The organism is Streptomyces zhaozhouensis (assembly GCF_900230195.1).
In the GTDB taxonomy this organism is placed as follows: Bacteria; Actinomycetota; Actinomycetes; order Streptomycetales; family Streptomycetaceae; genus Streptomyces; species Streptomyces zhaozhouensis.
The window spans coordinates 182158-207867 of record NZ_OCNE01000008.1 but is presented as its reverse complement, the minus strand read 5'-3'; the positions used below and the strand labels follow the sequence as shown (position 1 = coordinate 207867).

General features: G+C 75.1%; 25 protein-coding genes. 9 read left to right on the top strand and 16 right to left on the bottom strand.

Going from position 1 to position 25710, the window contains the following annotated elements; translation table 11 throughout:
- Positions 1-33: 33 nt before the first annotated feature.
- From CRP51_RS14055 to CRP51_RS14045, 3 genes are all read right to left on the bottom strand, one after another.
- Positions 34-981, bottom strand: coding sequence for a cytochrome c oxidase assembly protein (locus tag CRP51_RS14055; RefSeq protein WP_097231511.1), 948 nt, complete (start codon positions 979-981; stop codon positions 34-36).
- A 102-nt stretch (positions 982-1083) separates the two neighbouring features.
- Complete coding sequence (locus CRP51_RS14050; RefSeq protein WP_097231510.1) at positions 1084-1812, bottom strand: type 1 glutamine amidotransferase; 729 nt, start codon at positions 1810-1812, stop codon at positions 1084-1086.
- A 51-nt stretch (positions 1813-1863) separates the two neighbouring features.
- Positions 1864-3105, bottom strand: a complete 1242-nt coding sequence (locus CRP51_RS14045; protein ID WP_097231509.1) for a MurT ligase domain-containing protein — start codon at positions 3103-3105, stop codon at positions 1864-1866.
- Positions 3106-3318: 213 nt separating this feature from the next.
- On the opposite strand from CRP51_RS14045, the gene CRP51_RS14040 reads away from it, so the two are divergent.
- A complete protein-coding gene (locus tag CRP51_RS14040; protein WP_097231508.1) occupies positions 3319-3513 on the top strand; it encodes a hypothetical protein in 195 nt (64 codons plus the stop codon).
- Positions 3514-3545: 32 nt separating this feature from the next.
- A complete protein-coding gene (locus CRP51_RS14035) occupies positions 3546-4727 on the top strand; it encodes a hypothetical protein (RefSeq protein ID WP_097231507.1) in 1182 nt (393 codons plus the stop codon).
- An 8-nt stretch (positions 4728-4735) separates the two neighbouring features.
- Here CRP51_RS14035 and CRP51_RS14030 read toward each other — a convergent pair whose 3' ends face one another.
- Positions 4736-5944, bottom strand: a complete 1209-nt coding sequence (locus CRP51_RS14030) for an ROK family protein (protein ID WP_097231506.1) — start codon at positions 5942-5944, stop codon at positions 4736-4738.
- A gap of 17 nt (positions 5945-5961) precedes the next feature.
- Here CRP51_RS14030 and CRP51_RS14025 point away from each other — a divergent pair, with 17 nt between their 5' ends.
- Positions 5962-7239, top strand: coding sequence for an MFS transporter (locus tag CRP51_RS14025; protein ID WP_439333164.1), 1278 nt, complete (start codon positions 5962-5964; stop codon positions 7237-7239).
- A gap of 46 nt (positions 7240-7285) precedes the next feature.
- On the top strand, positions 7286-7792 hold the full coding sequence (locus tag CRP51_RS14020; RefSeq protein WP_212615905.1) for a DUF4442 domain-containing protein: 507 nt from the start codon (positions 7286-7288) through the stop codon (positions 7790-7792).
- Here CRP51_RS14020 and CRP51_RS14015 read toward each other — a convergent pair.
- Genes CRP51_RS14015 through CRP51_RS14005 form a run of 3 tightly spaced genes read right to left on the bottom strand, consistent with a single transcriptional unit; the run spans position 7753 to position 11906 of the window.
- Positions 7753-8418: a response regulator gene (locus CRP51_RS14015; protein ID WP_097231503.1), complete on the bottom strand. Its 666-nt coding sequence runs from the start codon at positions 8416-8418 to the stop codon at positions 7753-7755. The genes CRP51_RS14020 and CRP51_RS14015 overlap by 40 nt on opposite strands.
- Entirely contained in the window at positions 8415-9608 is a 1194-nt protein-coding gene (locus tag CRP51_RS14010; protein ID WP_097231502.1) for a sensor histidine kinase, read from the bottom strand. Before CRP51_RS14010 ends, CRP51_RS14015 begins: the two co-directional genes overlap by 4 nt.
- Before the next feature lie 36 nt (positions 9609-9644).
- Positions 9645-11906 (bottom strand): MMPL family transporter, encoded by a 2262-nt coding sequence (locus tag CRP51_RS14005; protein ID WP_097231501.1) that lies wholly within the window; start codon positions 11904-11906, stop codon positions 9645-9647.
- A 119-nt stretch (positions 11907-12025) separates the two neighbouring features.
- On the opposite strand from CRP51_RS14005, the gene CRP51_RS14000 reads away from it, so the two are divergent.
- Positions 12026-12796, top strand: coding sequence for an AfsR/SARP family transcriptional regulator (locus tag CRP51_RS14000; RefSeq protein ID WP_097231500.1), 771 nt, complete (start codon positions 12026-12028; stop codon positions 12794-12796).
- Here CRP51_RS14000 and CRP51_RS13995 read toward each other — a convergent pair.
- Entirely contained in the window at positions 12754-14010 is a 1257-nt protein-coding gene (locus CRP51_RS13995; protein ID WP_099459305.1) for a geranylgeranyl reductase family protein, read from the bottom strand. The genes CRP51_RS14000 and CRP51_RS13995 overlap by 43 nt on opposite strands.
- Before the next feature lie 223 nt (positions 14011-14233).
- On the opposite strand from CRP51_RS13995, the gene CRP51_RS13990 reads away from it, so the two are divergent.
- Positions 14234-15610, top strand: coding sequence for a dipeptidase (locus CRP51_RS13990; protein ID WP_097231498.1), 1377 nt, complete (start codon positions 14234-14236; stop codon positions 15608-15610).
- Positions 15611-15805: 195 nt separating this feature from the next.
- On the opposite strand, the gene CRP51_RS13980 is transcribed toward CRP51_RS13990, so the two are convergent.
- Positions 15806-16948 (bottom strand): FAD-dependent monooxygenase, encoded by a 1143-nt coding sequence (locus CRP51_RS13980; protein WP_097231497.1) that lies wholly within the window; start codon positions 16946-16948, stop codon positions 15806-15808.
- A gap of 90 nt (positions 16949-17038) precedes the next feature.
- Here CRP51_RS13980 and CRP51_RS13975 point away from each other — a divergent pair, with 90 nt between their 5' ends.
- Positions 17039-17383: an ArsR/SmtB family transcription factor gene (locus CRP51_RS13975; RefSeq protein ID WP_097231496.1), complete on the top strand. Its 345-nt coding sequence runs from the start codon at positions 17039-17041 to the stop codon at positions 17381-17383.
- On the opposite strand, the gene CRP51_RS13970 is transcribed toward CRP51_RS13975, so the two are convergent.
- Entirely contained in the window at positions 17370-18284 is a 915-nt protein-coding gene (locus tag CRP51_RS13970; protein ID WP_097231495.1) for an alpha/beta hydrolase, read from the bottom strand. The two genes, CRP51_RS13975 and CRP51_RS13970, sit on opposite strands and share 14 nt — an antisense overlap.
- A 114-nt stretch (positions 18285-18398) precedes the next feature.
- On the opposite strand from CRP51_RS13970, the gene CRP51_RS13965 reads away from it, so the two are divergent.
- The gene (locus CRP51_RS13965; protein ID WP_097231494.1) at positions 18399-18815 is read left to right on the top strand and encodes a MarR family winged helix-turn-helix transcriptional regulator; all 417 of its coding nucleotides are present in this window, start codon (positions 18399-18401) and stop codon (positions 18813-18815) included.
- Between the two features lie 537 nt (positions 18816-19352).
- Here CRP51_RS13965 and CRP51_RS13960 read toward each other — a convergent pair.
- The 5 genes from CRP51_RS13960 to CRP51_RS13940 form a co-directional block, all read right to left on the bottom strand.
- On the bottom strand, positions 19353-19904 hold the full coding sequence (locus CRP51_RS13960; protein ID WP_097231493.1) for a hypothetical protein: 552 nt from the start codon (positions 19902-19904) through the stop codon (positions 19353-19355).
- 189 nt (positions 19905-20093) lie between these two features.
- On the bottom strand, positions 20094-20774 hold the full coding sequence (locus CRP51_RS13955) for a class F sortase (protein WP_170970552.1): 681 nt from the start codon (positions 20772-20774) through the stop codon (positions 20094-20096).
- A 109-nt stretch (positions 20775-20883) separates the two neighbouring features.
- A complete protein-coding gene (locus CRP51_RS13950; RefSeq protein ID WP_097231492.1) occupies positions 20884-21906 on the bottom strand; it encodes an NUDIX hydrolase in 1023 nt (340 codons plus the stop codon).
- A gap of 26 nt (positions 21907-21932) precedes the next feature.
- Positions 21933-22898: an ROK family protein gene (locus tag CRP51_RS13945; RefSeq protein ID WP_097231491.1), complete on the bottom strand. Its 966-nt coding sequence runs from the start codon at positions 22896-22898 to the stop codon at positions 21933-21935.
- A gap of 43 nt (positions 22899-22941) precedes the next feature.
- Positions 22942-24225: a DUF6986 family protein gene (locus CRP51_RS13940; protein ID WP_097231490.1), complete on the bottom strand. Its 1284-nt coding sequence runs from the start codon at positions 24223-24225 to the stop codon at positions 22942-22944.
- Positions 24226-24456: 231 nt separating this feature from the next.
- On the opposite strand from CRP51_RS13940, the gene CRP51_RS13935 reads away from it, so the two are divergent.
- Positions 24457-24684, top strand: a complete 228-nt coding sequence (locus CRP51_RS13935) for a hypothetical protein (RefSeq protein WP_097231489.1) — start codon at positions 24457-24459, stop codon at positions 24682-24684.
- 55 nt (positions 24685-24739) lie between these two features.
- On the opposite strand, the gene CRP51_RS13930 is transcribed toward CRP51_RS13935, so the two are convergent.
- Positions 24740-25702 carry an electron transfer flavoprotein subunit alpha/FixB family protein gene (locus CRP51_RS13930; RefSeq protein WP_097231488.1) on the bottom strand — a complete coding sequence of 321 codons (963 nt, stop codon included), beginning with the start codon at positions 25700-25702 and terminating at the stop codon, positions 24740-24742.
- Between the last annotated feature and the right edge of the window lie 8 nt (positions 25703-25710).

The window sequence follows — 25710 nt, the reverse complement described above, 5'->3', positions numbered from 1 at the left end:
CTTCCCGCTGGTGAGGGGGGTGTTGACGGGCGGTCAGCCGCGGCTGCCGAGCTCGGCGAGGTACTTGTTGTAGGCGGCGAGCTCGGCGTCCCCGTCGCGGTCGGCGGCGCGGTCCAGGCGGCGGGAGGTGCGCTGTTCCGAGACGTACCACTGGAAGACGAGGGCGAGGAGCACGATGACGGTGGGGATCTCGCTGAACGCCCAGGCGATGCCGCCGGCGGCCGACTGGTCGGAGAGGGCGTCGGTGCCGAGCGAGGCGGGGATCTCGGCGTAGGTGTCGATGAGCGGTTCGCTGGCCATCATCAGGGCGATGCCGAAGAAGGCGTGGAACGGCATGGTGGCGAAGAGCTCCAGCATCCGCATGAGGTGGCCGGCGCGGCGGGGGCCGGGGTCGACGCCCATGATGGGCCAGAAGAAGACCAGGCCGACGGCGAGGAAGTGGAGCATCATCCCGAGGTGGCCGAGCCTGCTGCCCATGAGGAAGTCGAAGAGCGGCGTGAAGTACAGCGCGTAGAGGCTGGCGATGAAGAGCGGGATGGTGAACAGGGGGCTGCTGACGGCGCGGACGTAGTGGCTGTGCAGCAGGGTGACGAGCCATTCGCGCGGGCCCCTGCGGCCCCGGCCGGCGGCGGGCAGGGCGCGCAGCAGGAGGGTGACGGGGGCGCCGAGGAGCAGCAGGATCGGGGAGACCATGCTGATCACCATGTGCTGGATCATGTGGGCGCTGAAGAGCACCATGCCGTAGTCGTTGAGGCGGGTGGCGGTGACGGCGGCGACGGACAGGACGCCGAGGGTGAAGGCGACGACGCGGCCGGCGCCCCAGCTGTCGCCGCGCCGCCGGAGGCGGGCGACGCCGATACCGTAGAGGGCCAGGACGAGCAGGCAGCCGACGAGGAAGAAGGAGTCGCCGCCGAGCTCGAGCGCGCGTCCCGGTGTGAGGGGTGGCAGGTCGCCGTGGCCGCCGTGTTCGCCGTGCCCCATCGTGTCACTCCCTGTGCTGTGCGCGGTACACCCGCAACCTTAGGGAACGCGCCGGTGGGGGTGGTGGCCGGGGTCCCCTCGTCGGGGCCCCGGCGAAGGGTGTCAGGCGGGGGCGGTGGCGGCGGCGATGCGCTCGGTGCGCAGGGCCTCGTACCAGCGGTCGTCGACGGGGGGCAGGGCGTTGACGTCGAGGGTGAGCTTGACGAGGAGGTCGGCGATCTGGGGGTTGCGGGCGAGGACGGGGCCGTGCATGTAGGTGCCGAAGACGGTGCCGTTCCACGCGCCCTCGGTGCCGTCCCCGGTGCCGTTGCCGTTGCCGAGGCGGACCTGGGCGAGGGGGCGGGCGGCCGGGCCGATGCGGGTGATGCCCTGGTGGTTCTCGAAGCCGGTGAGCTGCGGCAGGCCGAGCTGCGGGTCGATGTCGCCGAGGACGTCGCCGACGCAGCGCGCGCCGGTGCCGCGTTCGCTGATGACGTCGAGGAGGCCGAGGCCCTGCTGGCGCTCGCCGAGGTCGTTGATGAACTCGTGGCCGATGATCTGGTAGCCGGCGCAGACGGAGAAGATGATGGCGCCGTTCTCGACGGCGCGGGTGAGGCCCCCGTCGCGCAGCAGGCGTTCCGCGGCCAGCCGCTGGGGGCGGTCCTCGCCGCCGCCGATCAGGTAGATGTCGCCCGAGGTGGGCAGCGGCTGGTCGGAGCGGACGTCGACGCGCTCGACGCGCAGGCCGCGCTGCTGGGCGCGGCGTTCGACGACGAGCACGTTGCCCTGGTCGCCGTAGGTGCTCAGGAGGTCGGGGTAGACCCAGACCAGGCGGAGGCCTGAGGTGCTCATGGTCGCTGTCGTTCCTCTCGTCCGGGGGCGTTCGCGGGGGCCGTGGCGGCGTCAGTTGCCGACGATGCGGCGCAGGTCCTGGAACGCGGTGTAGTTGGCGATGGCCTCGATGCGGCCGGCGGGCAGCTGGGCGATGGCCTGGTCGAGGGTGTCGTAGACGCCGAAGTCGACGTTGGCGACCTCCAGGCGGACCGCGAGGTCGAGGCGGCGGTCGCCGATGACGGCGACGGGGCGGCCGGCGAGGCGGGTGTAGTCGACGTCCCACAGCCAGGAGGTGTCGGTGCCGTCGGCGCCGCGGGCGTTGACGGACAGCAGCACGGGGGCGGGCGCGGGGTCGATGAGGGAGAACGTCTCCAGCCAGCCGGCCGGGTTCTTGGCGAGGAGGAGGCGGATGTCGCGGCCCTGGTAGCTGACGACGTCGTAGCGGCCGGCGACGGCGGCGACGGACTCCATGCGCTGGAGGGCGACCTGGGGGTGGATGCCGAAGGTGGCGGCGACGGCCGCTGCGGTGGTGGCGTTGGCCTGGTTGGCGCGGCCGGGCAGCTGAAGGCGGATGGGCCAGGCGGAGCCGTGCGGGTCGATGACCTGCCCGTGGGAGAGGACCCAGGTGGGGGCGGGGCGGCCGAAGCCGCACTCGCCGCAGGCCCAGTGGGTGTCGTCGGGGCGGTGCATGACGCCGCCGCAGGCGGGGCAGGACCAGGCGTCGTCCTTCCACTCCTGGCCGGCGGCGACCCAGACGACGTTGGCGGAGGAGGAGGCGGCCCAGACGACGAGCGGGTCGTCGGCGTTGGCGACGACGGTGGCCTTGGAGTCCTGGAGGCCCTCGCGCCAGCGTTCGGCGAGCATCCGGGTCTCGGCGGCGCGGTCGAGCTGGTCGCGGGAGAGGTTGAGCAGCGCCACGATCTTGGGGTGGACGTCCTCGGCGACGGTGGTGAGGTACTTCTCGTCGACCTCGATGACGCCGTACCGCGCCTCGGCCCCGCCGGAGAGGGCGGAGGTGATGCCGGCGGGCATGTTGGCGCCCAGGGCGTTGGAGACGACGGGGCCGCCGGCGCGCAGGGCCTCGGCGATGAGCCGGGTGGTGGTCGTCTTGCCGTTGGTGGCGGAGACCAGGACGACGTCCAGGTGTCCGGCGAGGCGGGCGAGCAGCTCGGGGTCGACGCGCAGGGCGACCTTCCCGCCGATCACCGACCCGCTGCCTCGGCCGGCTGCCCGGGAAACGGCCGCCGCGGCCTTGCCGGCCGTCACGGCGAACTTGGCGCGCGCGGACAACGGCTGGGTGCTGTCTGCCATCGGTTTTCTTCCTCCTCGCCCTCGAACAGAGGCCAGCCTATCGACCTCTGGGACGGGTGCCGCACCGTGGCGCGGTGTGGGGCGCTGACGGGGTGTGAGTTCGTCACGGCGAGGGCTGCTTTCCCCCATATGACCTTTTCAACTGATATTTGGCTTTTACTCTGCTTAGAGTGCTTCTCAGAACGCCGTCGGCCGCTTGGGGAGTGAGTACTCATGGTCCTGTCCATCTCGGGAGTCGTGCTGCTGGGGATCGTGGTGTTCCTCTTTTTCCGCAAGGACGGGCTGAAGCCGTCGCACGCGGTGGTCTGCGCCCTCTTCGGCTTCTATCTGGCGGGCACCTCGGTGGCGCCGGGCATCCACGAGGGCGGGGCACGGATCGCCCAGATGCTCGGCGGGATCGCGCTGTAGTCGGCACGCGGCCCGGGGACGAGGAGCGCGCGATGCGGGCGACGGCGCACGGGAGCGAACGGCGGGGAGCGCTGGGATGGCTGGCGTGGCTGCCGTGGGTGGTGCTGCGGGGGCTGGCGCGGATGGCGGTGGCGGCGTGGTGGTGGGGCGCGCGGGGGCGGCGGCGGTTGCCGGCCGCCGCGGGGGCGGTCGGGCTGTGCGGGGTGGCGCTGTGGCTGCCGGCGGTGGGGGCCTGGCTGGTGGCGGCGCTGGTGGCGGGGGCCGTGGCGCTGGGGTGGCGGGAGGGACGGCCGGAGTGGCCGCCGCCCGAGGAGGGCCGGGACGCGGACGTCGAGCCGGAGGGCGCGGCCGTCGGGCCGTGGCCGGCGGAGGTGGTGGCGCAGCGGTTCGTCGCGGGGACGGGCGAGGTGGTGCTGGGGTGCACGGACCGCGCGGCCGCCGACCGCACGGTGCCGGCCATGGGCGCGGGGATCGTGACGGAGATGGCGCCGCTGCTGTGGCGGACGGGCAGGCGTTCCGGGGAGCCGCATCTGCTGGCGGTGGGGGCGCCGGGTGCCGGGGGGACGGGGTTGCTGCGGGCCGTGGCGTTGCAGGCGTTGGGGTGGGGTGAGGCGGTGCTGGTGGACGGCGCCGGGTCGGGCGGTTTCGGCTGCTTCGCGGGGCGGGCGGGGGTGTGGGGGGTGGAGTCGACGCCCGAGGGCGCGGTGACGGGGCTGGCGTGGGTGGCGCGGGAGACGGAGCGGCGGCTGCTGCTGGACGCGGGGGACCGGGCGACGCTGCCGCCGTTGTGGCTGCTGGTGGACCGGCCGGTGCTGCTGGCGCACCGGGCGTGGGCCGCGGGGGCGGGCGACCCGAGCGGCTGGCTCGACGTGCCGCTGCGGTACGGGCGGGAGGCGGGGGTGACGGTGGCGCTGGCCGAGCAGGTGGGGGTGTGGGAGCGGCTGGGCGACGGGGTGCTGGGGTGTCTGCGGGCGCGGGTGGCGCTGGGGGCGTTGGACGCCGCGCAGGTGTCGGCGGTGCTGGGGCGGATGCCGCCGCCGGGGCCGGCCGTGGCGGTGGGTGCGGGGTACGCGCGGTTGGGCACCGGGCCGGTGTGCCGGCTGCGGGTGCCGGCGACGCCCGATCCCTGGGACGACGAGGCGGAGCCGGCCCAACGGCGGGCGGTGTGGCGGCTGTTGCCGGCTCCGCTGGGGTCGGGAGTGGAGCAGGTCTGAGGGGCGGGTCAGGCGGGGAGGGCGGCCAGGGGATCGTCGAGGACGGGCTGCCAGGCGAGTTCGGCGGCGCCCACGAGGCTGTTGTAGTCGAGGGTGCAGGCGGCGAGGGGGACGGTGCCGCTTCTCCCCCACAGACTGCCGGCCTCGATCAGGCCGCGCAGGCGGTCCGGGTCGGCCTCCAGCAGCCAGCGGTGCAGTCCGCCGAGGATGATGCGGTCGGGGTTGAGGATGTTGACCAGGCCGGCGAGGCCGAGGCCGAGGCGGTCGATGACCGCGTGGGCGGCGCCGCGCACGGCGGGGTCGGTGGCGTACTCGGTGCGCAGCAGCTCACGGGTCTGGTCCAGCAGGGAGCCCTCGGGGCCCGGGGTGCGGCCGGCGGCCTCCAGCAGGGCGAGCGGGTCGGTCTCGACGTCGAGGCAGCCCCGACTGCCGCAGTGGCAGGGGCGGCCCGCGGGGTCGACGGTCAGGTGGCCGACCTCCAGGGCGAGGCCCGCGCTGCCCGAGTGCAGTCGGCCGTCGAGGACGAGGGCGCCGCCGACGCCCCGGTGGCCGGTGGCGACGCACAGCAGGTGGGCGGCGCCCTGGCCGGCGCCGTGGCGGTGTTCGGCGAGGGCGGCGAGGTTGACGTCGTTGCCGCAGTAGCCGGGGGCGTCGACGCCGGCCTCGGCGAGGCAGTCGTTGAAGAGGTCGCGCACGGGGGCGCCGGCCGGCCACGCGAGGTGGAGGGGGTTGAGGGCGGTGCCCTCCGGCTCGGCGACGGCGGACGGGACGGCGAGGCCGGCGCCGACGCAGTGGCGGCCGGTCTCGCGCAGCAGGTCGGCGCCGGCGGCGACGACCTGACCGAGGATCTCCTTGGGGTCGGCGGCGACGGTGGTGCACGCGGGGGTGGTGGCGTGGAGGTGGCCGCCGAGCCCGACGAGGGCGGCGCGGAACCCGTCGGCGTGCACCTGGGCGGCCAGCGCGACGGGTCCGCCGGGGTCGATGGCCAGCCGGTGGGAGGGGCGGCCGTGGCTGCCGGTGGCGCCGCCGGGGCGGGAGTCGACGGTGATGAGGCCGAGCGTCTGGAGTTCGCTGGCGACGGCGCCTGCGGTGGCGCGGGTGACGCCGAGAGCGGTGGTGAGGACGGCACGGGTGGGGGCGCGGCCGGTGTGGACGAGTTCGAGCGCGGGGCCCAGCGCGTTTCGGCCACGTTCCAGTCTGGTGCGGGTGTGGGTCACGCTCCTATTCTGGCTTTGTGTCTCCCATAAACAAACTGCGGGCGCTGGTGTCGCCCGCCGCAGGTGGCGGCGGTGCCGGCCGCGGGCCGACGCCGCGTGAACTGGTGCGCGCGCGGGCGGCGTTGACGGCGTTCTTCGCGGTCGACGGGTTCGTCTTCGCCGGCTGGGTGGTGCGGATTCCGGACGTGAAGGAGCAGACCGGGGCCTCCCCCAGCGCGTTGGGGCTGGCGCTGCTGGGGGTGTCGGTGGGCGCGGTGGTGACGATGACGCTGACGGGGCGGTTGTGTCAGCGCTTCGGGACCCACCGGGTGACGGTGCTGGCGGGCGCGCTGCTGGTGGGGAGCGTCGCGCTGCCGGCCCACGCGGGGTCGGCGGTGGGGCTCGGCGCGTTGCTGCTGGTGTTCGGGGCGGGGTTCGGCGGGGTGAACGTGGCGGCGAACAGCGCCGCGGTGGACCTGGTCGCGGCGCTGCGGCGGCCGGTGATGCCGTCCTTCCACGCGGCGTTCAGCCTGGGCGGGATGGTGGGCGCGGGGTTGGGCGGGCTGGTGGCGGACCGGCTGAGCGCGGCGGTGCACCTGGCGTTGCTGGCGGCGCTGGGGATGGCGGTCGTGGTGGGGGCGGGGCGCACGCTGTGGCGGTCGACCGCGCGGGGCGGGTCCGGGGCGTCCGCGTCCGGGGCAGCGGCGCCCGGGGCGTCCACGTCCGGGGCAGCGGCGCCCGGGGGCGCGGGGGCGCGCGGCGCGGTGGGGTGGCTGGTGGCGGTGCTGGGGCTGATCGCGCTGTGCACGACGTACGGGGAGGGGGCGATGGCGGACTGGAGCGCGCTGCATCTGAAGGACACGCTGGGGGCGAGCGCGGGCGTGGCGGCGGCCGGCTACGCGCTCTTCGCGCTGGCGATGACGGTGGGTCGGCTGACGGGTTCGGCGGTGCTGGCGCGGCTGGGGACGACGCGGGCGCTGGTCGCGGGGGGAGCGCTGGGGGCGTTCGGGATGCTGCTGGGGGCGCTGGCGCCGACGCTGTGGCTGGCGTTGGTCGGGTTCGCGCTGACGGGGCTGGGGCTGGCCAACGTCTTCCCGATCACCATCGGCACGGCGGGGCAGTTGGCGGGGCCGCGCGGGGTCGCCGCGGCGTCGACGATCGGGTACGGGGGGATGCTGGCGGGGCCGGTGGCGATCGGTTTCCTGGCGGACTGGTTCAGCCTGGCGACGGCGCTGCTGACGGTGGCCGCGCTGGCGGGGGTGGCGGCCGTGACGAGTTGGGCGGCGCGGGGTGCGCTCGGTCATCCGGGCTCGTGACGGATGTCATTACCGACGGGTAACCGGGTCTGGTAGTTTTCGGGTCATGGCCCTACGTTCCGTCACTCCCCGCTGGTTGTGCCGCCTGATGCGCTGGTGGCCGCCGTTCCGCGCGGCCGGGATCAAGGTGGAGCACATCGCCGACGACTGGACCTCGGCCCGGGTGCGGATGCGGCTGCGCCGGTTGAACCGCAACTACTTCGGCACCCAGTTCGGCGGCTCGCTGTACTCGATGTGCGACCCGTTCTGGGCGATGCTGGTGCTGCACCGGTTGGGTCCCGGGGAGTACGTGGTCTGGGACAAGGCGGCGGAGATCGAGTACGTGGCGCCGGGGCGGGGCGACGTGACGGTGGAGTTCGTGCTCGACGACGCCCGGGTCGCGGAGATACGCGAGGCCACCGCCGACGGTGCCAAGGCGCTCCCCTGGTTCGACTGCGTGGTGCGGGCCGAGGACGGTTCGGTGGTGGCCCTGGTGCGCAAGCAGATCTATGTGCGGCGGAAGCGTCCGGCGGTTCAGCCCAGCCAGCCGGGGCGGACCAGCCCGGACTCGTAGGCGGCGACGACGAGTTGGGCCCGGTCCCGGGCGCCCAGCTTGACCATGGCCCGGCTGACGTGGGTCTTGGCGGTCAGCGGGGAGAGCACCAGCCGGCGGGCGATCTCCTCGTTGGACAGGCCGAGGCCGACGAGGGCCAGGACCTCGCGCTCGCGGTCGGTGAGCCCGGCCAGCGGGAGGGTCTGCTCGGGCGCCTTGGAGCGGGCGGCGAACTCGGCGATGAGGCGGCGGGTGACGCCCGGCGAGAGCAGGGCGTCGCCGGCGACCACGGCGCGGGTGGCACGCAGCAGTTCGTCGGGTTCGGTGTCCTTGACGAGAAAGCCCGAGGCGCCGGCGCGGAGGGCCTCGAAGACGTAGTCGTCGAGTTCGAAGGTGGTCAGCATCACGACGCGGACGGAGGTGAGTTCGGGGCGGGAGGTGATGCGGCGGGTGGCGGCCAGGCCGTCCAGGACGGGCATCCGGATGTCCATCATGACGAGGTCGGGGCGCAGTTGGCCGACCAGGGTCAAAGCTTCGCGGCCGTCGGCGGCCTCGGCGACGACCTCGATGTCGGGCTGGGCGTCCAGCAGCGCGCGGAAGCCCGCGCGGACCAGGGCCTGGTCGTCGGCGAGCAGGACGCGGATCATCCGTTCTCCCGTGGGGTGGTGTCCTCGTGGGCGGGCGGGCCCGGGGGGCCGTACGGCAGGTCCGCGGTGACGGTGAAGCCCCCGTCGTCGCGGGTGGTGGCGGTGACGCCGCCGCCGAGGGCGGCGGCCCGCTCCCGCATCCCGACCAGGCCGTTGCCGCCGGCGCCGCGCGGGTCGCCGGTGGCGGGCCCCTCGTCGTCGACGGTCAGCCGCAGCCCGTCGGGAGTGTAGGCGAGCCGGACGCGGGCGGTGCGGGAGGCGGAGTGCCGCACGGTGTTGGTCAGGGCCTCCTGCACGATGCGGAAGGCGGCCAGGTCGGCGCCGGGCGGCAGCCCGGTGGGGCGGCCCTCGGTGGTGAGGGTGGCCTCCAGCCCCGCGTCGCGGGCCTGGGCGAGGAGCTCGGGCAGCCGGTCGACGCCCGGCGAGGGGGCGCGGGGCGCCGCGCCGGGTGCGCGCAGCGCCTGGAGCACCTGGCGGACCTCGCCCAACGCCTCCTTGCTGGCCGCCTTGATGGTGGTCAGGGACGCGCGGGCCTGTTCGGTGTCGCTGTCCAGGAGCGCCAGGCCCACGCCGGCCTGCACATGGATCACGGAGATGCTGTGGGCGAGGATGTCGTGCAGCTCGCGGGCGATGCGCAGCCGTTCCTCGTCGGCACGGCGTCGGGCGGCCTCGGCGCGCTCCCGCTCCTCGCGCCGGTGGCGTTCCCCGCGCGCCCTGGCCAGTTCGGCGAGGGCGAGCAGGGCGACGATCCAGGCGGCGGTCGCGGTGTCGGAGGCCCAGTCGACGGGGCCGTCGTCCTCGGGCGGCAGCCAGCGGTGGAGCCAGTGGCCGCTGATCAGGCGGCCCAGCCACAGCGTGCCCAACGCGCCCCAGGCCGCGGACCGTTCGCCGGCCACGGCGGCGCCGAAGGTGGCGACGAGCACGCTGAGGAAGACCGGCCCGTAGGGGTACCCCGCGCCCAGATACAGCAGGGTGAGCGCGGCGGTGCCCCAGGCGGCGGCCGCCGGGTGGCGCCGGCGGGCCAGGAGCAGCAGTGGCCCGGCGGCGAGCAGCGCGTAGCCGCCCGGGTCGAGGGCGACCCGTTCCGGCTGGTCCCGGGCGGCGAAGTGGCTGCCGACCAGCTGCACCAGCAGCACGGCCGCCGTGGACGCCCACGGCAGCCGTGCGACGGCGGTCAGCGGCGAGGTCATGCCGGTCACCGTAGCGGCCGGCGCCCCGCCGGGGCGTCAGCCCGCGGGCGGCACCGCCGCTACTCCCTCCGTCGTACGCGCCGCCGGGAGCGGGGCCGGGGCGGGCGGCGGCTCCTCGCTCAGCCCGATCCGTTCGTGCAGCCTGCGCAGCGGGCGCGGCGCCCACCAGTTGGCGCCGCCTGCCAGCCGCATGAACGCGGGCAGCAGCACGGTCCTGATCAGCGTCGCGTCGACGAGGATGACCAGGGCGGTGCCGACGCCCAGTTCCTTGAGGAAGACGATGCCGCTGGTGGCGTACGTGGCGAAGGTGACGACGAGGATGCCGGCGGCCGCGGTGATCAGCGGCGCGGTGCGGCGCACGCCGGCGACGACGGCCGCCTGGGTGTCGCCGGTGCGGCGGTGTTCCTCGGCGATGCGGGACAGGAGGAAGACCTCGTAGTCCATCGACAGCCCGTAGGTGACGCAGAACATCAGCAACGGGATGCTGGGTTCGATGGAGCCGGTGGGGGTGAAGCCGAGGACGCCGGAGAGGTTGCCGTCCTGGAAGACCCACACCAGGGCGCCGAACATCACGCCCAGGCTCAGCAGGTTCAGGACGGTGGCCTTCAACGGCAGCAGGACGCTCCCGGTCAGCAGGAAGAGCACCAGCGCGGTGGCCGCGAGGACGAGCAGGGCCAGCAGCGGCACCCGGGAGAGCAGTTCCGAGCGGAAGTCGCTGGTCTCCGCCGGGTAGCCGCCGACCTCGGTCGCTACCGGGGCGGGTACCTGCCGCAGGTCGGCGACGAGCCCGGGGACGTCCCCGGCCATCGCCCGCTGGGTGGGCACCACGGTCAGCAGCGTGGAGCCGTCGTCGCCCGACATCCCGGCGGAGGCGGCGCCCGGCGCAGCGGCGAGTTCCCCGTCGCGGTGGGTGCCGGCGGGCGAGAGCACCTGGAAGACGCCGGGGTGGCGGGAGAGCGCGGCGGCGTAGGCGGCGGTGTGCCGCTCGCCGAGGCGGCTTCCGGGCGCGGTGACGACGAAGAGGGTGTCGGTGGGCTCGGCGGCGAAGTGCGCGGCGGTCTCCTCCGCGACGACGCGGCTGGAGGTGCCCTCCGGCAGGGTGCGTTGGTCGGGCAGCCCGAAGCGCAGCCCCAGCACGGGCGAGGCCGCCACCAGCAGCACGGCCAGCCCGGCGGCCCCGATGACCAGCGGCCGGCGCAGCACGGCCCGCGCCGCGCGCTCCCACCAGCGGGCGGCGCGTTCGCCCCGGCCCGGCGCCTCGAAGCGGTGTCCGTAACGGGCCAGGGCGGCGGGCAGCACCACGGTCGCGCCGGCGACGGAGGCCAGCACCACCAGCACCCCCGCGTAGGCGAAGGAGCTGAGGAAGAAGAACGGGAAGACGAGCAGGGCGGCCAGCGAGACGGCGACGGTGACGCCGCTGAAGAGCACGGTGCGGCCCGCGACGGCAACGGCGCGGGCGACCGCCGCCTCGGTGGGCAGCCCGGCGGCGCGCTCCTCGCGGTAGCGGTTGATGACGAACAGGCAGTAGTCGATGCCCAGGCCGAGGCCGAGGACGAGGGCGAGGTTGGCGGCGAAGGTGGACACCGGCGTGAACTGGGCGAGCAGCCGCAGCCCCGCGAGGGTGGCCACCACGCTCAGCAGCCCGACGCCGACGGTGACCAGGGCCGCGACGGTGCGCCGGTAGACCAGGGCCAGCAGCAGGGTGACGGTGGGCAGCACGATGAGTTCGGCGGTGAGGAAGTCGGCGGTGGCCTGCTCGCCGACCTGCCGGGAGACCTCCTCCTGGCCGCCGACGGCGACGTCGACGAGGTCGTCCTCCTGGGTCAGCCGGGGCGAGAGGTCGGCGAGTTCGGCGCGGGTCTCGGTGGCGTCGCCCTCCAGCCTGGCGAGGACGAGCGCGCGGGCGCCGTCCTCGGCGCGCAGCGCGGCGTCGTTCTCGTCCCAGTAGGCGGAGACGTCCGTGACCATCGGGTGGTCCGCGAGGTCGGCGGCCAGGCGTCGGCCGGCCGCGGCGACCCCGGGGTCGTCGACGTCGCCCGCCTTCGCGGTGACGAGCAGCGCGAGATTGGGGTTGCCGGTGCCGTACCGCTCGCGCAACACCTCCTGGACGCGCACGGACTCGGTGCCGGGGGCGTCCCAGCGGGCCAGTTGCAGGGCGGCGGGCGCCCCCGCGCCGAACAGCCCGAGCAGCGGCAGCAGCACGGCGGCGGCCAGCAGGATCGCGCCGGACCGGCGCACGGCGAAGCGGCCGACGCGGGCCAGAGGGCCGGTGCCGGCGGGGCGGGGTCGTGGTGCCATCAGAGGGTGGTGCCTTCCTGGAGTGCGGGCCGCCACCGTGCCGGACGCCGCTGACCGGGCGCTGGAACGCCCGCTGGAAGAACCGCTGGAACGCCCGCCGGCCGCGTAGGCTCGGACTCATGGCGGAGGCTGTACGTGGTGAACTGCTGGGGCCCCTCAGGGTGTTGCGCGAGGGGCGGGAGCTGCCCCTGGGCCCGCCCAGGCAACAGGCCGTGCTGGCGGTGCTGTTGCTCCAGGAGGGGCGGCCGATCACGTTCGGGGCACTGGTCGACGCGGTGTGGGGCGACTCCCCGCCGGGGCAGGTGCGCAACCTGGTGCAGAAGTACGTCTCGGGCATCCGCCGCGCCCTGGGCGCGGACGCCGGGCCGCGCTGGACCGGCAGCGGCTACGTGCTGGCCGGGATGGCGATCGACGATCTGGCCGAGCGGAGGGCGCTGTTGGCGCGCGCGGCGCACGCCAGGGGCGCGGGAGAGCTGGCGCACGCCGAGGAGTTGGCGGCGCGCGCCGAGGCGCTGTGGCGCGGGGAGTTCGCCGAGGGGCTGGCCGGGCCGCTGCTGGCGGCCGAGCGCCGGCGCTGGGCCGAGAAGCGCCTGCTGGTGCTGGAGGCCAGGATGGAGGGGCTGGTGGAGCGCGGCCGGTACCACGAGTGCGTGCACGAGCTGATGCGGCAGGTGGCGGCGCACCCGCTGCGCGAGCGGCTGGTGTGGCTGCTGATGATGGCGCTGTACCGGGGCGGCCGGTCGGCGGACGCGCTGTTGGCGTACGAGGAGACGCGGGTGCGGATGGCGCGGGAGTTGGGCTGCGACCCGGGGCCCGAGCTACGCGCCCTGCACCAGCGCGTCCTGCGTCAGGACCCGGCCCTCTCCCCCGGCTCGTCCCTCGTCTCCTGACCGTGCGCCTCGTGCCGCCGGTCCAGGGCGCTGAGCGTCCGGCGGGCGACGGGGTGGGTGCGGACCAGGCCGGCGAGCGTGGTCGAGCCGCGGGTGATCTGGGTGAACGCGGCCCACGCCGGCCGGAAGCCGATGAGGGCGGTGTGGAAGAGCTTGGGCCGGTGGGAGAACGCGGCCAGCAGCCGGCGGCCGACGCCCATCTCCACGCCGAGGCCCGACTTGATGGCGAAGGTGTAGTTGAGTGCCTGGCGGCGCGCGTCCACCGCGTCCGGCGCCTCGGCGATGCGCACCGCCCACTGGCCGGCGAGGCGCCCGGAGCGCAGCGCGAACGAGATGCCCTCCCTGGTCCAGGGCTCCAGCAGCCCGGCCGCGTCCCCGCAGACCAGGACCCGTCCCCGGGAGAGCGGGGAGTCGTCGGTGCGGCAGCGGGTGAGGTGCCCAGAGGAGACGCTGGGCTCGAACCCGGCCAGGCCGAGGCGGCCGACGAAGTCCTCCAGGTAGCGCTTGGTCGCCGCGCCCTCGCCCCGGGCGGAGATGACGCCGACGGTCAGCGTGTCGCCCTTGGGGAAGACCCAGCCGTAGGAGCCGGGCAGCGGGCCCCAGTCGATCAGGACCCGGCCGCGCCAGTCGTCGGCGACCTCGGGCGGGACCGGGATCTCCGCCTCCAGGCCGAGGTCCACCTGGTCCAGCCGGACCCCGACGTGCGCCCCTATCCGGCTGGCGCTGCCGTCGGCGCCGACGACCGCCCTGGCCAGCACGGTCTCGCCGCCGGACAGGACGACGGCGACGGTCCGCCGGTCCGGGACGGCCGGGCCGTGCTGTTCGACGCGGGAGACGGTGACGCCGGTGCGCAGCCGCGCGCCGGCCTTGACGGCGGCCTGGGCCAGACGCTCGTCGAACTCGGGTCTGTTGACCAGGCCGAAGAGCATCCGCTTGGAGCGGCGGGTGCGGGTCAGCCGGCCGTTGAGCGAGAACGTGACGGCGTGCACCCGGTCGCGCAGCGGCAGTTCGAAGCCGGGCGGCAGCGCGTCGCGGGTGGGGCCGATGATGCCGCCGCCGCAGGTCTTGTACCGGGGCAACTCGGCCTTCTCCAGCAGCAGTACGCGCCGGCCGGCCTCCGCGGCGGCACGGGCGGCCGACGAGCCGCCGGGCCCGGCCCCCACCACGACGACATCCCAGACGGTCCGGTCCTCGGCTTCGTTGTCGCTGCTCACGATGTGCCCGTGCTCCCCGATACGGTCGTGCTTGCCTCGCCGCTGTGCATCCTAGTGCGGGGTGATCGGGAAGGTTTCCCGGGCCGACCGCCGGGCCGAGGCGTTGTCGGTGCCCTGTGACATCATCGGCCGCACCGATGTTCGGACACGGTGCACCGGAGGCCGTGCGCCGACGCCATGCCAGGTCCCGCGCGCCGACCGCCGCCCGTCCGAGGAGAGTTCCATGCCGCACATCCCGCAGCACGCCGACGTCGCCGCGACGGTGGCCGCCGCCCTGCCGGCCGCCCGGGAGGAGTTGGCCGAGCTGGTCGCGTTCCGCTCGGTCGCCGACCCGGCGCAGTTCCCGGTCGAGGAGTGCCGGGCGGCGGCGCGTTGGATCGCGCGGGCGCTGGAGGCCGAGGGCTTTCCCGAGGTCGAGGTGGTGGAGACGCCGGACGGCACGGAGTCGGTGATCGGCCGTCTGCCGGGCCCCGAGGGCGCGCCGACGGTGCTGCTGTACGCGCACTACGACGTGCAGCCCCCGCTGGACGAGGCGGCGTGGACCTCGCCGCCGTGGGAGCTGACCGAGCGTGCCGGCCGCTGGTACGGGCGGGGCGCGGCGGACTGCAAGGGCGGCCTGATGATGCACCTGCTGGCGTTGCGCGCGCTGCGGGCCAACGGCGGCGTCCCGGTCGGCGTCAAGGTGGTCGTCGAGGGCTCGGAGGAGCAGGGCACCAGCGGTCTCGAGGAGTACGCGCGGGCGCATCCGGAGGTGATGGCCGCCGACGTGCTGGTGATCGGGGACACGGGCAACGTGCGGGCGGGCCAGCCGACGGTGACGGCGAGCCTGCGGGGGATGTCCGTGCTGAAGGTCTGCGTGGACACGCTGGAGGGGAACCTGCACTCGGGCGCGTTCGGCGGCGTGGCGCCCGACGCCCTGGTGGCGCTGGTGCGGATGCTCGACTCGCTGTACGACGCGGCGGGTTCGCCGGCGGTCGACGGGCTGGACGCGGGCGGCACCTGGTCAGGCACGGAGTACCCGGAGGCGGATTTCCGCGCCGACGCCGGGGTGTTGGACGGCGTGGGGCTGGTCGGCTCGGGGTCGGTGGCCGACCGGTTGTGGTCCCGGCCCTCGTTGACGGTGATGGGGATCGACTGCCCGCCGGTGGTGGGCGCGACGCCCTCGGTGCAGGCGGGCGCGCGGGCGCTGCTGGGGCTGCGGGTGCCCCCGGGGATGGACGCGCGGGAGGCCGGCGACCTGGTGGAGGCGCACCTGCGGGCCAGGGCTCCGTGGGGTGCGCGGGTGACGGTGGAGCGGCAGGGCGAGGGGGCGGCGTTCCGGGCGGACGTGGAGAGCCCCGCGTACGCGGCGATGGCCTCGGCGATGCGGGACGCCTACGACGGCACGGAGATGGCGGTGGTGGGCCAGGGCGGTTCGATCCCGCTGACGGCGACGCTCGGCGGGCTGTACCCGGAGGCCGAGGTGGTGATGATCGGGCTGAGCGACGCGGCCGCCCGCATCCACGCGGTGGACGAGAGCGTCTCACCCGAGGAGTTGGAGCGGATGTCGGTGGCCGAGGCGCTCTTCCTCGCGCGGTTCGCGGCGTCCGCCGCCGGCTGAGCCGGCCGGCGGCTTCCGCGCGGCGGGGGGGGCGGGCCTCGGTGGGGGCACGCGGCGCGCCGTTGCGGGTCGTGGGTCCGGTGTGCGCGGGCGCGGCCGACCGGCGCCGGCTGAGCCGGCCGGCGACCGGCGACCGGCGACCGGCGACCGGCGACCGGCGACCGGCGACCGGCGACCGGCGAGTATGGACGCGGTCTACCGGTTGGCGGTTTCGTGCGAGGCGCTCCGGTGTGCGCGGCCGACCGCGCGGCCCACCGCGTTGCGCGCCGCGAGGCCCGGTCGGGTGCGGGGCACCATGAGCCGGGAGAGCAGGCGGACGCGCCGCTGCCGCGGGCCCACCTCACGGCGGAGCCGGGACTCGTAAGCCGCGAAGGCGCGGACGTGATCACCGGGATGGGCGGCGAGCTCTTCCGCGAGGGCGTACGCGCCCGCCATCGCCATGCTGGACCCGTCGCCCAGCAGCGCCGTCGCCGCCGCCGCGTCCCCGAGCAGCACGACCCGCCCCCTGGACCACGAGGGCAGCCGGACGGTGGTCAGGGCGTCGAAGAACGGCGCCGGGTGGTCGACGAACGTCGCCACGAGTTCTGGCGCCCGCCAGGCGATGTCGGCGTAGGCGTCGGCCACGGTCCGCTTGTGCAGTGCGGTGTTCTTGCGGTCATGGGGCGCCAGCGGCGCGGTCCGGAAGGTGAAGATCGCGAGCGGAGTCTTCCGGGAGGGGTGGACGACGAGCATCCGGTTCGGCGCGGTCAGCATCGTCATCTCGCTCGGGTCCTCGACGGCGTCGGGTTCCAGTGGGACGGTCGCGCCGTACAGGCCCAGATGGCGCGTGAAGCGCTGCTCGGGGCCGAACACCAGTCGCCGCACGGTGGAGTGCGCCCCGTCGGCACCGACCACCAGGTCGAAGCGCCGTGGCGCGGACCGCCGGAAGGTGACGTCGACCCCGTCCTCGTCCTGGCGGAGGGCGGTGATCGTGTCGTCGAACACGAACTCGGCCTCGGTCTGTGCCGCCCGGTGGAGCACCTCGGACAGGTCGGCCCGCGTGACCTCGACCGTCGGCGCCTTGTCCGAGGTGAGCGGGAGCCGCAGTATTCGCCTGCCGGCGGGGTCGAGCAGGGTCAGTGACCGATTGCGAGTGGCGAGCTCGCGGAGCCGCGGGAGGACGCCCATGTGCTGGGCGACCGGGATCGCGGGCCCCTTCACGACGATCGCGCTCCCCCCGGAGCGGAGCTGCCGGGCATGTTCGACGACTGTCGGCCGGTATCCGGTGCGGGAGAGCCAGTACGCGAGGGCGGGCCCCGCGATTCCGGCACCGACGATGAGCACCTCGGGCTTCTTCATGATGGCGACCTCTCAGGTACGAAAAATATCGTACCTAAGGGGAGCACAGTCTTCAGGTACGATGCAAGTCGTACCTGAAGGGGGTGCCACATGGCCGGGACACACCGGACGGACCCGGAGGCCGACGCGCTCGAACTGGGGGCGGTCCTGCGCGCTCTCGCCGACGAGCACCGCCGCGCGGTGATGGTGGAGTTGGCCGCCGACCGCGGCGACAGCGAGCGGGGCTGCCACTCGTTCGACCTTCCGATCTCGAAGCAGACCCAGACCCACCACTTCCGGGTCCTGCGCGAGGCCGGACTCATCGACGAGATCGACTACGGCAACCGCAAGGGCATCCGGCTGCGTCGCGCCGACGTCGAGAGGAGATTCCCCGGACTGCTCGCCCTCCTGGAGGCGGAGTCCGTACGCCGACTCGACCGAGCTACAGGTGATTGAGGTAGAAGGTGGTCAACCGGTCGACGGCGGCGTCGACGTACTCGGGTTCGTCGTACATCTCGTAGTGCCCGGCGCCGTCGACCACCATGAGGTCGACCGGGTTGGGGGCCATCTCCCACAGCCTCATGCCGGCGTCGTAGGTGCCGGTGTCGCCGACGCGGCCGGCGAGGATGACCTGGAGCGGCTGGGTCAGGAGCTGGTCGACCAGGTGGAACGCGTCGTAGCCCAGCAGGAGTGAGTCGCCGCGCGACAGGCGGCGGTTGGTGGAGTGTTCGTCGCCGCCGCGCTCGGTGCGGTAATAGGTGATCGCCTGGAGGGTGTCGATGTCGGTCAGACCGGCAGCCGCGGCCTCCTCCAGGGTGTCGGGCAGCCAGTTCACACGGGTGAGCTCCCCCGAGCGGCACTCCTCGACGCGCGCGTCGGCGAGGGCGTCCAGTGCGGCGACCGGGCCCTCGGGCTGGAAGCCGCGGAACGAGGTGCCCATGTCCCCGGGGACGACCGTGCCGACCGCTTTGATGCGGTGGTCGGTGCGGGCGGTGTGCACGGCGTAGCCGCCGCCCGCGCAGATGCCGAGAACACCGATGCGTCGCGGGTCGACACCGGGGGTCGTGGTGAGCGTGTCGACGGCGTACGAGATGTCCTCGCCGCGGCGGTAAGGGTCCTCGAGGTCGCGCGGCTCGCCCCCGCTCTGCCCCTGGTGGGCGGGGTCGAAGACGAGCGCGGCGATGCCGCGGGCGGCGAGGCGGGACGCGTAGCCGGCGCCGATCTGCCCCTTCACGCTGCTACCGGGGGTGGAGAGCACCACGGCGCGCAGTGGCGCGGCGCCATCGGAGTCGTCGGGGAGGTGCAGGTCGGCCGCGAGCTCGATCGGTCCGCGCGGGATCGTGAGGCGCCGAAGCATGGATGAGGCCCTTCGTGAGGTTATCGTTCCGTGGGCGTCCAGTACGAGACCAGCACTGGTACACCTTGCAACCAATACAGAATTGTACCTCTTGGATCGGAGACAGGGGCTCGCATGACCGTCGACGGGGCGCAGCTGTGGACGCTGAACCAGCGGCTGCTGAGTGTCGTGATGGACGCCTGCACGCGGGAGCTGGCTGATCTCGGGTTGGAGACCAAGGAGTTCCTCGTCCTGGCCGAAGTGGAGGGGTCGCCCTACCCGGCCGAGATCGCGACAGCGCTGCTGCTCCCCAGGGCGAGTGTCACGGTCTATGTCCGCAACCTCGCCGCCAAGGGGTTCATCCGGCGGGAGATCGACGATGTCGATCTGCGGCGGCACCGGCTCGTACTCACCGATGACGGCACACGGGCGCGGGACCGAGCGCTGGCGGCGCTCGCCGCGGAGTACGACCGCAGACTGGCGAGGATCACTCCGCGGGACCGCACCGAACTGCGGCGCATCCTCACGGAGATGCTCGCCCCGCCCACCTGAGTCCGTCGTCGCGGCCGCCTCGCCTGCCCGGTGCGTCCGCCTCGCACCGGCTGACCGACCGGCACCCACGCCGTCGGCGAGGTCGACCGACCGGGTCACGTACGCGGACGGACCGCGCGGACTCCCCGGACGCGCGTCCTCGGACCGGGTGGGCCGGCCCGAGGGCGTCGCTGACGGCCCATGGACCGTCAGATCCTTCGACGGTCTCGTTTGCCCCGCTGCCCACCCCGCTCAACAGCCGCCGGGGCCCGCCGGTCACGCCCGGCCGCGGCCCGCCGGCCCGCCGCGCCTCCGGCGACCGCGTGACCAGCCGCTCTTCGAGCCCGTCCGACCCCACGCGTCAGGGGCTGAACCGCTCCCGCCCCCGGGGTCCGTCCCCGCGCCGGAGCGCGGGGACACCACCCGCGACGGCGGAGCGGGAGACCACCCCGCCCCGCCAGACGATCCACACCCCGGACCGCCGCTCGCGACCAGCGCGAGGACGCCGACGACGGCACGCGCCGGACCCGCGATCCGCACGCGCCTGTCGCACCGGGCTCAGTGGCGGGAGGCGCGGCGGCGCACGAGCATCGCGCCGCCGGCGACGGAGGCGACGGTGAGCCCGGCGCCGGCCAGCAGCATGGGCGCGAGCCCGGACTGCGTGCCGCCGACGCCGGCCTGGGCGCCGAGGCTGGGCTTGGTCGTCGAGGTCGCGGTCGGGGTCGCGCTGGGCGCGGGCGTCGCCGTGGCCGCCGCGATGGTCAGCCGGGCGGTGGCGGTCCTGTTGCCGCAGGAGAAGACCACGTCGTACTGGGCGCCGCGGCGGGCGTCGGTGTCGACGGTCGTGCGGGCGCTCTGGAGTTCGCCTGGCATCCCGAGGACGACGCGGTCGAAGACGGGCGACTCGGCGGTGGCCTCGAAGTCGGTGCAGCCGGTGACGGTGAGGTCGACGGCGCCGCCGGGGCGGACCGTGCCGGGCGAGACGCTGTAGCCGAAGTCGACGCCCTGGGCGGGCGCCGCGTCGTCGACCGCGTGGGCGGCCGGCGCGGCGGTCAGGGTGAGGGTGACGCCGAGCCCGGCGGCGGCCAGCGCGGTCCGTACTGTGCTCATCGGGGGACTCCTTTGTCGCGGGTTCTGCCTCGGGTTCTCGTCACGGGGGCCGTCGCGGCGACAGCCGGGGGACTGTCACGAATGCGCCGAATACGGGGCGTTCCCCCTCGTCTGGTCCGACCTAACCACGGTGCGTGGGGGGCAACACCCCAGCGGAGGCGAACGGGTGAGCGTCCGGCTCCGTTCGCGTCACTCGGCGCCGGTGAGCGTCGCGTAGACCACGACGTTGTCGCGGTAGCCGCCGGTCTCGGGCTCGAAGCTGCCGCCGCAGGTGAGGATCCGCAGCTCCGGCCGGTCGGTGTCGCGGTAGACGCGCTCGGGGAGTTGGTCCTTGGCGTAGACGGCGGTCTCGTAGACGGTGAAGGTCACCTCGACGCCGTCCTCGCGGACCACGTGCACGGTGTCGCCGGGGGCCAGTTCGCCCAGCCCGTAGAAGACGGCGGGGCCCGAGGCGTTGTCGACGTGCCCGACGAGGACGGCGGTGCCAGCGGCGCCGGGGGCGGCGGCGTCGCGGAACCAGCCCGCGAGGTTGTCGACCTCCTGCGGCGGGGCGTCGACCCAGCCCTCGGGGTCGAGGCCGACGGAGGTCAGGGGCGCGTCGACGCCGATGGCGGGGATGGTGACCCAGGTCGGTTCGGCCCGGGCCAGCGGCGCGGGGCCGGCGCCCGTGGGCGGGGCGCTGGCGGCGCCGGGGGCGGGCCGGGGCGGGCCCTCGTCGGGGGCGGCCACGGCGCCGGCCATCATGGTCAGCCCCAGGGCGACGGTGCCGGCCATCAGGCCGAAGGCGGCGCGGGTGCCCCAGCCCAAGGTCTCCTCGGGGCAGGGTTCTTCCGGCCGGCGCGCGACGGGCCGGTGCTCGCCGAGACGCATGGTCACCGCCCGTGGGAGTCCTCCCCGCTGGTCCGGGGCCGTCGCCCCCACGCTAGGGCGGCCCGGCCGGGCGCGCGATTCCGGTGGGCTCCCCGGGGCGCCGATCGGGTCAGGCGCCGATCGGGTGACCGCGTTCCAGGTAGAGGGGGCTCCCCTGGGCGCGGGCGCGCAGCGCGGCGCGGAGCCGGGCGAACCGGCGGGCGTCGAGAAGCTGTTCGGCCTCGGCCTCGGTGACCAGGCGCCAGGCGCGGAGTTCTTCGGGCGGCAGCAGCAGCCCCGCCAGCCGTTCCGCGGGCAGCACGCCGCCGTCGAAGAGCAGCCGGACGCCACCGAAGCCGCGCGCCCTGGGCGGTTCCCAGTCGACGACCAGCGGCGTGGGCTCCTTGTCCAGGGTCAGGCCGAGCTCCTCGACGATCTCGCGGGCGGCCGCCAGGGTGGGGGCCTCCCCCGACTCGACGACGCCGCCGGGGAACTCCCAGCCCGGCTTGTAGGTGGGGTCGACGAGCAGCACCCGGCCGCGTTCGTCGAAGAAGAGCACCCCGGCGGCCAGGGTCTCGGCGCGGGGCGGCGCGGTCTGCACGATGGGGCAGGCGCCGGCGCCGCTGCGCACGCCGTCGGCGAGGGCCTCGGCGGTCTGCCGCGGGGTCAGCTCGGAGGCGGCGACCGGGTGGGCGTCGCCGGTCAGCCAGGAGAGGGCCGCGTCGTACTGCGCGAGCCGGTCGAGGCAGCGGGCGCGGACCGCGTCGCCGTCGACGGCGGCCCGCTGGTCTATCCGCGCCCGCAGAAACGTTTCTTCCGTCTGGAGCAGGAAGTGCCGCACCGGGATGCGGCGGGCGGCGAGCCCGCCGAAGATCTCGTCCCGGTACGCCTGGCTCAGCAGGCTCATCGGCGTGATCAACGGCCCCGGCAGCTCCGCGAGGAGCGCCGAGGCCGTGTCCACCACGAGGCTCCGCCAGGAGGGCAGGTCCTGGTAGTCGTCGACCTCGGCGAGCCGCTCCTTGGGGAGCATCCCGCGCAGCTGGTCGCCGATCCGCTCCGGCTCGAACAGGGTGCTGCCCGGCAGCAGATGGAGCAGTTCGTGCGCGGCCGTGGTCTTGCCGGCACCGAACGCGCCGTTGAGCCAGATGATCACGAACCCCCTCCTTCTTTGTCCAGGTGTCAGTTGCCCGCTTCACCCCGGGACAAAAACGTCCCGCTCTCCCGCCAGCTCGCCGCCGCCGCGCCCACCAGCCCCGCGTCCGTGCCCAGTTGGGCGGGCACCACGTCGATCCCCTGGACGTAGGGCAGCGTGGCGTACTCGGCCAGCGCCCGCCGCACCGGGGCGAACAGCACCTCCCCCGCCTGGCTCACGCCGCCGCCGATCACCACCGTCTCCAGCTCGACCAGGGTGGCGGTGGCCGCGATCCCGGCGGCCAGCGCGCGGGCCGAACGGTCGAACGCCTCCCGCGCCACCGGGTCGCCGGCCGCCGCGGCCGCCGCCACCCCCGCCGTGGTCGCGTCCCCGCCCTGGTCGGCGGGGCGCCAGCCGGCGGCCAGGGCGTAGCGGGCGATGTTGGTGCCGCTGGCGATCCGCTCCACGCAGCCGCGCCCGCCGCAGGGGCAGAGGTCGCCGTTGAAATCCACGCTGATGTGACCGATGTGGCCGGCGTTGCCCGTGGGGCCGGCGTAGAGCCGGTCGTCCACGATCAGGCCGCCGCCGACGCCGGTGGAGACCACCATGCAGAGCGCGTTCCGCCGGCCCCTGGCCGCGCCGCGCCAGTGCTCGCCTGCGGCGATGGCGGCGCCGTCCCCGACCAGGGTGACGGGCAGTTCGCCGACCACCCCCCGCACGCCCTCGACGAGGGGGAAGTCGCGCCAGACCGGGATGTTGACCGGACTGACCGAGCCGAGCCTGGCGTCCAGCGGTCCTGCGCTGCCGATGCCCAGCGCCCGCACCCGAGACCAGTCACCGCTCTCGGTGAGGCGGGTGACCACGTCGGTCACCGCGCGCAGCACGGCCGCCGCCGACTCGCGGGCCGGGGTGGGGCGTTGCGCGCGGTGGAGCAGTTCCCCCTCGCCGGTCACCAGGGCCCCGGCGATTTTGGTGCCGCCGATGTCCACGGCGGCGACAAGATCAGTGGTCATGAGCGGAAAGCCTGGTCTGTGGGAGCACGGTTGTCCAGTCCGCTCAGCGCCCGCCGGGGGCAGGCCGGGGCGCGGCGTACTCCGTCAGGCGCCCCGCGGTGAGCCCGGTGCGCCCGTGCACCTCGTCCTCGGTGAACGCCCCACAGCGCAGTCCGCGCAGCAGGAAACCGGCCAGGGCCCGCGCGGTCGCCGGCTCGTCGAGCGTCGCGCCCCGCGTGCCGGCCACGTAGTCGGCGAGCCGGCCCGCCGCCTCGTCGAGGCCGGCGCGGTAGAAGGCGTAGCCGGCGGCGTAGCGGGTGGGCAGGTGGCCGGGGTGCATGTCCCAGCCCTGGTAGTAGCCGCGGGCCAGGGCGCGGGTGACCAGGCGGTGGTGCAGCCGCCAGGCGGCCAGGACCCGTGCGGCGGACCCGACGGGCAGCACCTGGGTCGAGCCGTCGGACAGCCGCACCCCGGTGCCGGCGGCGGCCAGTTGCATCACGGCCTTGGCGTGGTCGGCGGCGGGGTGGTCGGGCGCCTGGTGGGCGGCGCTGATGCCGAGCGCCGCGCTGTAGTCGAACGTGCCGTAGTGCAGCCCGTCGACGCGGCCCTCGCCGTGGTCGACGAACCGGGCGACGGTGGCCGTGCCGTCGGGGCCGAGGACGGCCGCCGGCGTCTCGATCTGGATCTCGAACCGCAGGCGGCGCTCCGGCAGTCCGCAGGCCCGCTCCAGCGCCTCGCACAGCCGGACCATGGCGGTCACCTGCCGGGGGTGGCTCACCTTCGGGAGGGTGAGCCGCAGCCCCTCGGGCAGCGGGCCGTGGGCCAGGAGCGCGGTGAGGAAGACGTCCAAGGTGCGGCAGGCGCGGTCGCGGACGGGCGCCTCCATGCTCTGGCACCGGATGCCGACGAACGGCGGGCCCGCGCCCCGCGCGGACGCGGCGGCGACCCGGGCCGCGGCCTCGGCGGCGACGGCGTCCTCCTCGGCGTCCGGGCGGGGGGCGAAGCCGTCCTCGAAGTCGAGGCGCAGGTCCTCGACGGGCTCGACGGCGAGCTTGGCGCGCACCCGGGCGTAGAGGTCCTCGGGGTCCGGCACCGCCGTGCCGAGGGCGGCGGCGAACGCGCCGGCGTCGGGGGCGTGCTGGTCGAGCAGTTCCAGCGCGGCGGCCCCCCACTCGGCGGGGGTGGTGGCGGTGTGGCGGTCGGCCGGCACGTAGACGGTGTGCACCGGCTGCCGGGTGCCGGGGTCGCCGGGGTAGCGGCGGGCCAGTTCGGCGTCGACGTCGGCCAGTTGGCGGTCGAGCGCGGCGGGGAGGGCGGGCGGCAGGCTGCGGGCGGCTTCGCGGGTCATGGGGCCCCTTCCGTGGTCGGCGTTCCGCACGTCGCCCCGGCGTCCCGTCGCGGGGGGCGGGCGCGCGGTGACCCGGGTCACGCCGTGGCACGCCGTGTCATGCCGTGTTCATCCGGCGACGACGTGTCGTCACGGAGGGTTGATCACCGGGCAAAGGCGCCGTAAACGCGGTCGCCGAGGCTGGTGTCACGGCGGAGGGTTCCGCCGGTCCCGGAGCGGAGGAGACGGATCATGGAGTACCACCACCTGCTGGCCGCGTTGGCGATGGAGCAGTGGAACGAGGACACGGGCAGCGGCCCGCCGCCGGTCGTCTCGGACCTGGAGGCGGACAGGCGCGCCGGGCGCGGCGGCGCGCCGGAGCCCGAGCCGGCGCGCTCGGGCTCCGGCCGGCGACGGCTGCGGTCGCGTCTGCGACGAAGGCGACCGGTCGTGGCCGCGACGCCCGCCCCGGCCACCTGACGGCCGCGGCGGCGCCGGCCCCCGCGGGCACGGACGCCGCCGCGGTCGAACGGCCTCAGCCCTTGCGGGTGTTGACCTGCTCGGTGAGGGCCGGCACCACCTCGAAGAGGTCGCCGACGACGCCGTAGTCGACCAGCTCGAAGATCGGGGCGTCGGAGTCCTTGTTGATCGCCACGATGGTCTTCGAGGTCTGCATACCGGCCCGGTGCTGGATCGCGCCGGAGATGCCGGCGGCCACGTACAGCTGCGGGGAGACCGTCTTGCCGGTCTGCCCCACCTGGTGGGAGTGCGGGTACCAGCCCGCGTCCACCGCCGCGCGCGAGGCGCCGACCGCGCCGCCGAGGGAGTCGGCGAGGGCCTCGATCAGCGCGAAGTTCTCCGCGCCGTTGACGCCGCGTCCGCCGGAGACCACGATCGCGGCCTCGGTGAGCTCGGGGCGCCCGGTCGACTCGCGCGGGGTGCGGGAGACCACCCGGGTGCCGGTGGCCAGCGGGCCGAAGGAGACCGACAGCTCCTCGACGGTGCCGGCGGCCTGGGCGGGCTCGGGGGTCACCGCGTTGGGCTTGACGGTGATCACCGGGGTGCCCTGGGTGACGCGCGAGGTGGTGGTGTAGGCGGCGGCGAAGACCGACTGGCTGACCACCGGGCCCTCGTCGCCCGCGGTGATGTCGACGGCGTCGGTCAGCAGACCGGAGTCGGTGCGCAGCGCGAGGCGGGCGGCGATCTCCTTGCCCTCGGGCGAGGAGGAGACCAGCACGACCGCCGGTGAGACGGCGTCGACGGCGGCCCGCAGGGCGTCGACCTTCGGGGCCACCAGGTAGTCGGCGAACTCGGGGGCGTCGGCGGCCAGCACGCGGGTCGCGCCGTGCTCGGCCAGGGTGGCGGCGGCGGTCTCGGCGCCGGGGCCGAGGTGGACGGCGACGGGGTCGCCGAGGCGGCGGGCGAGGGTCAGCAGCTCCAGGGTGGGCTTGCGGACGGCGCCTTCCAGGTGGTCGACGAGGACGAGGACTTCAGCCATGAGTGCGT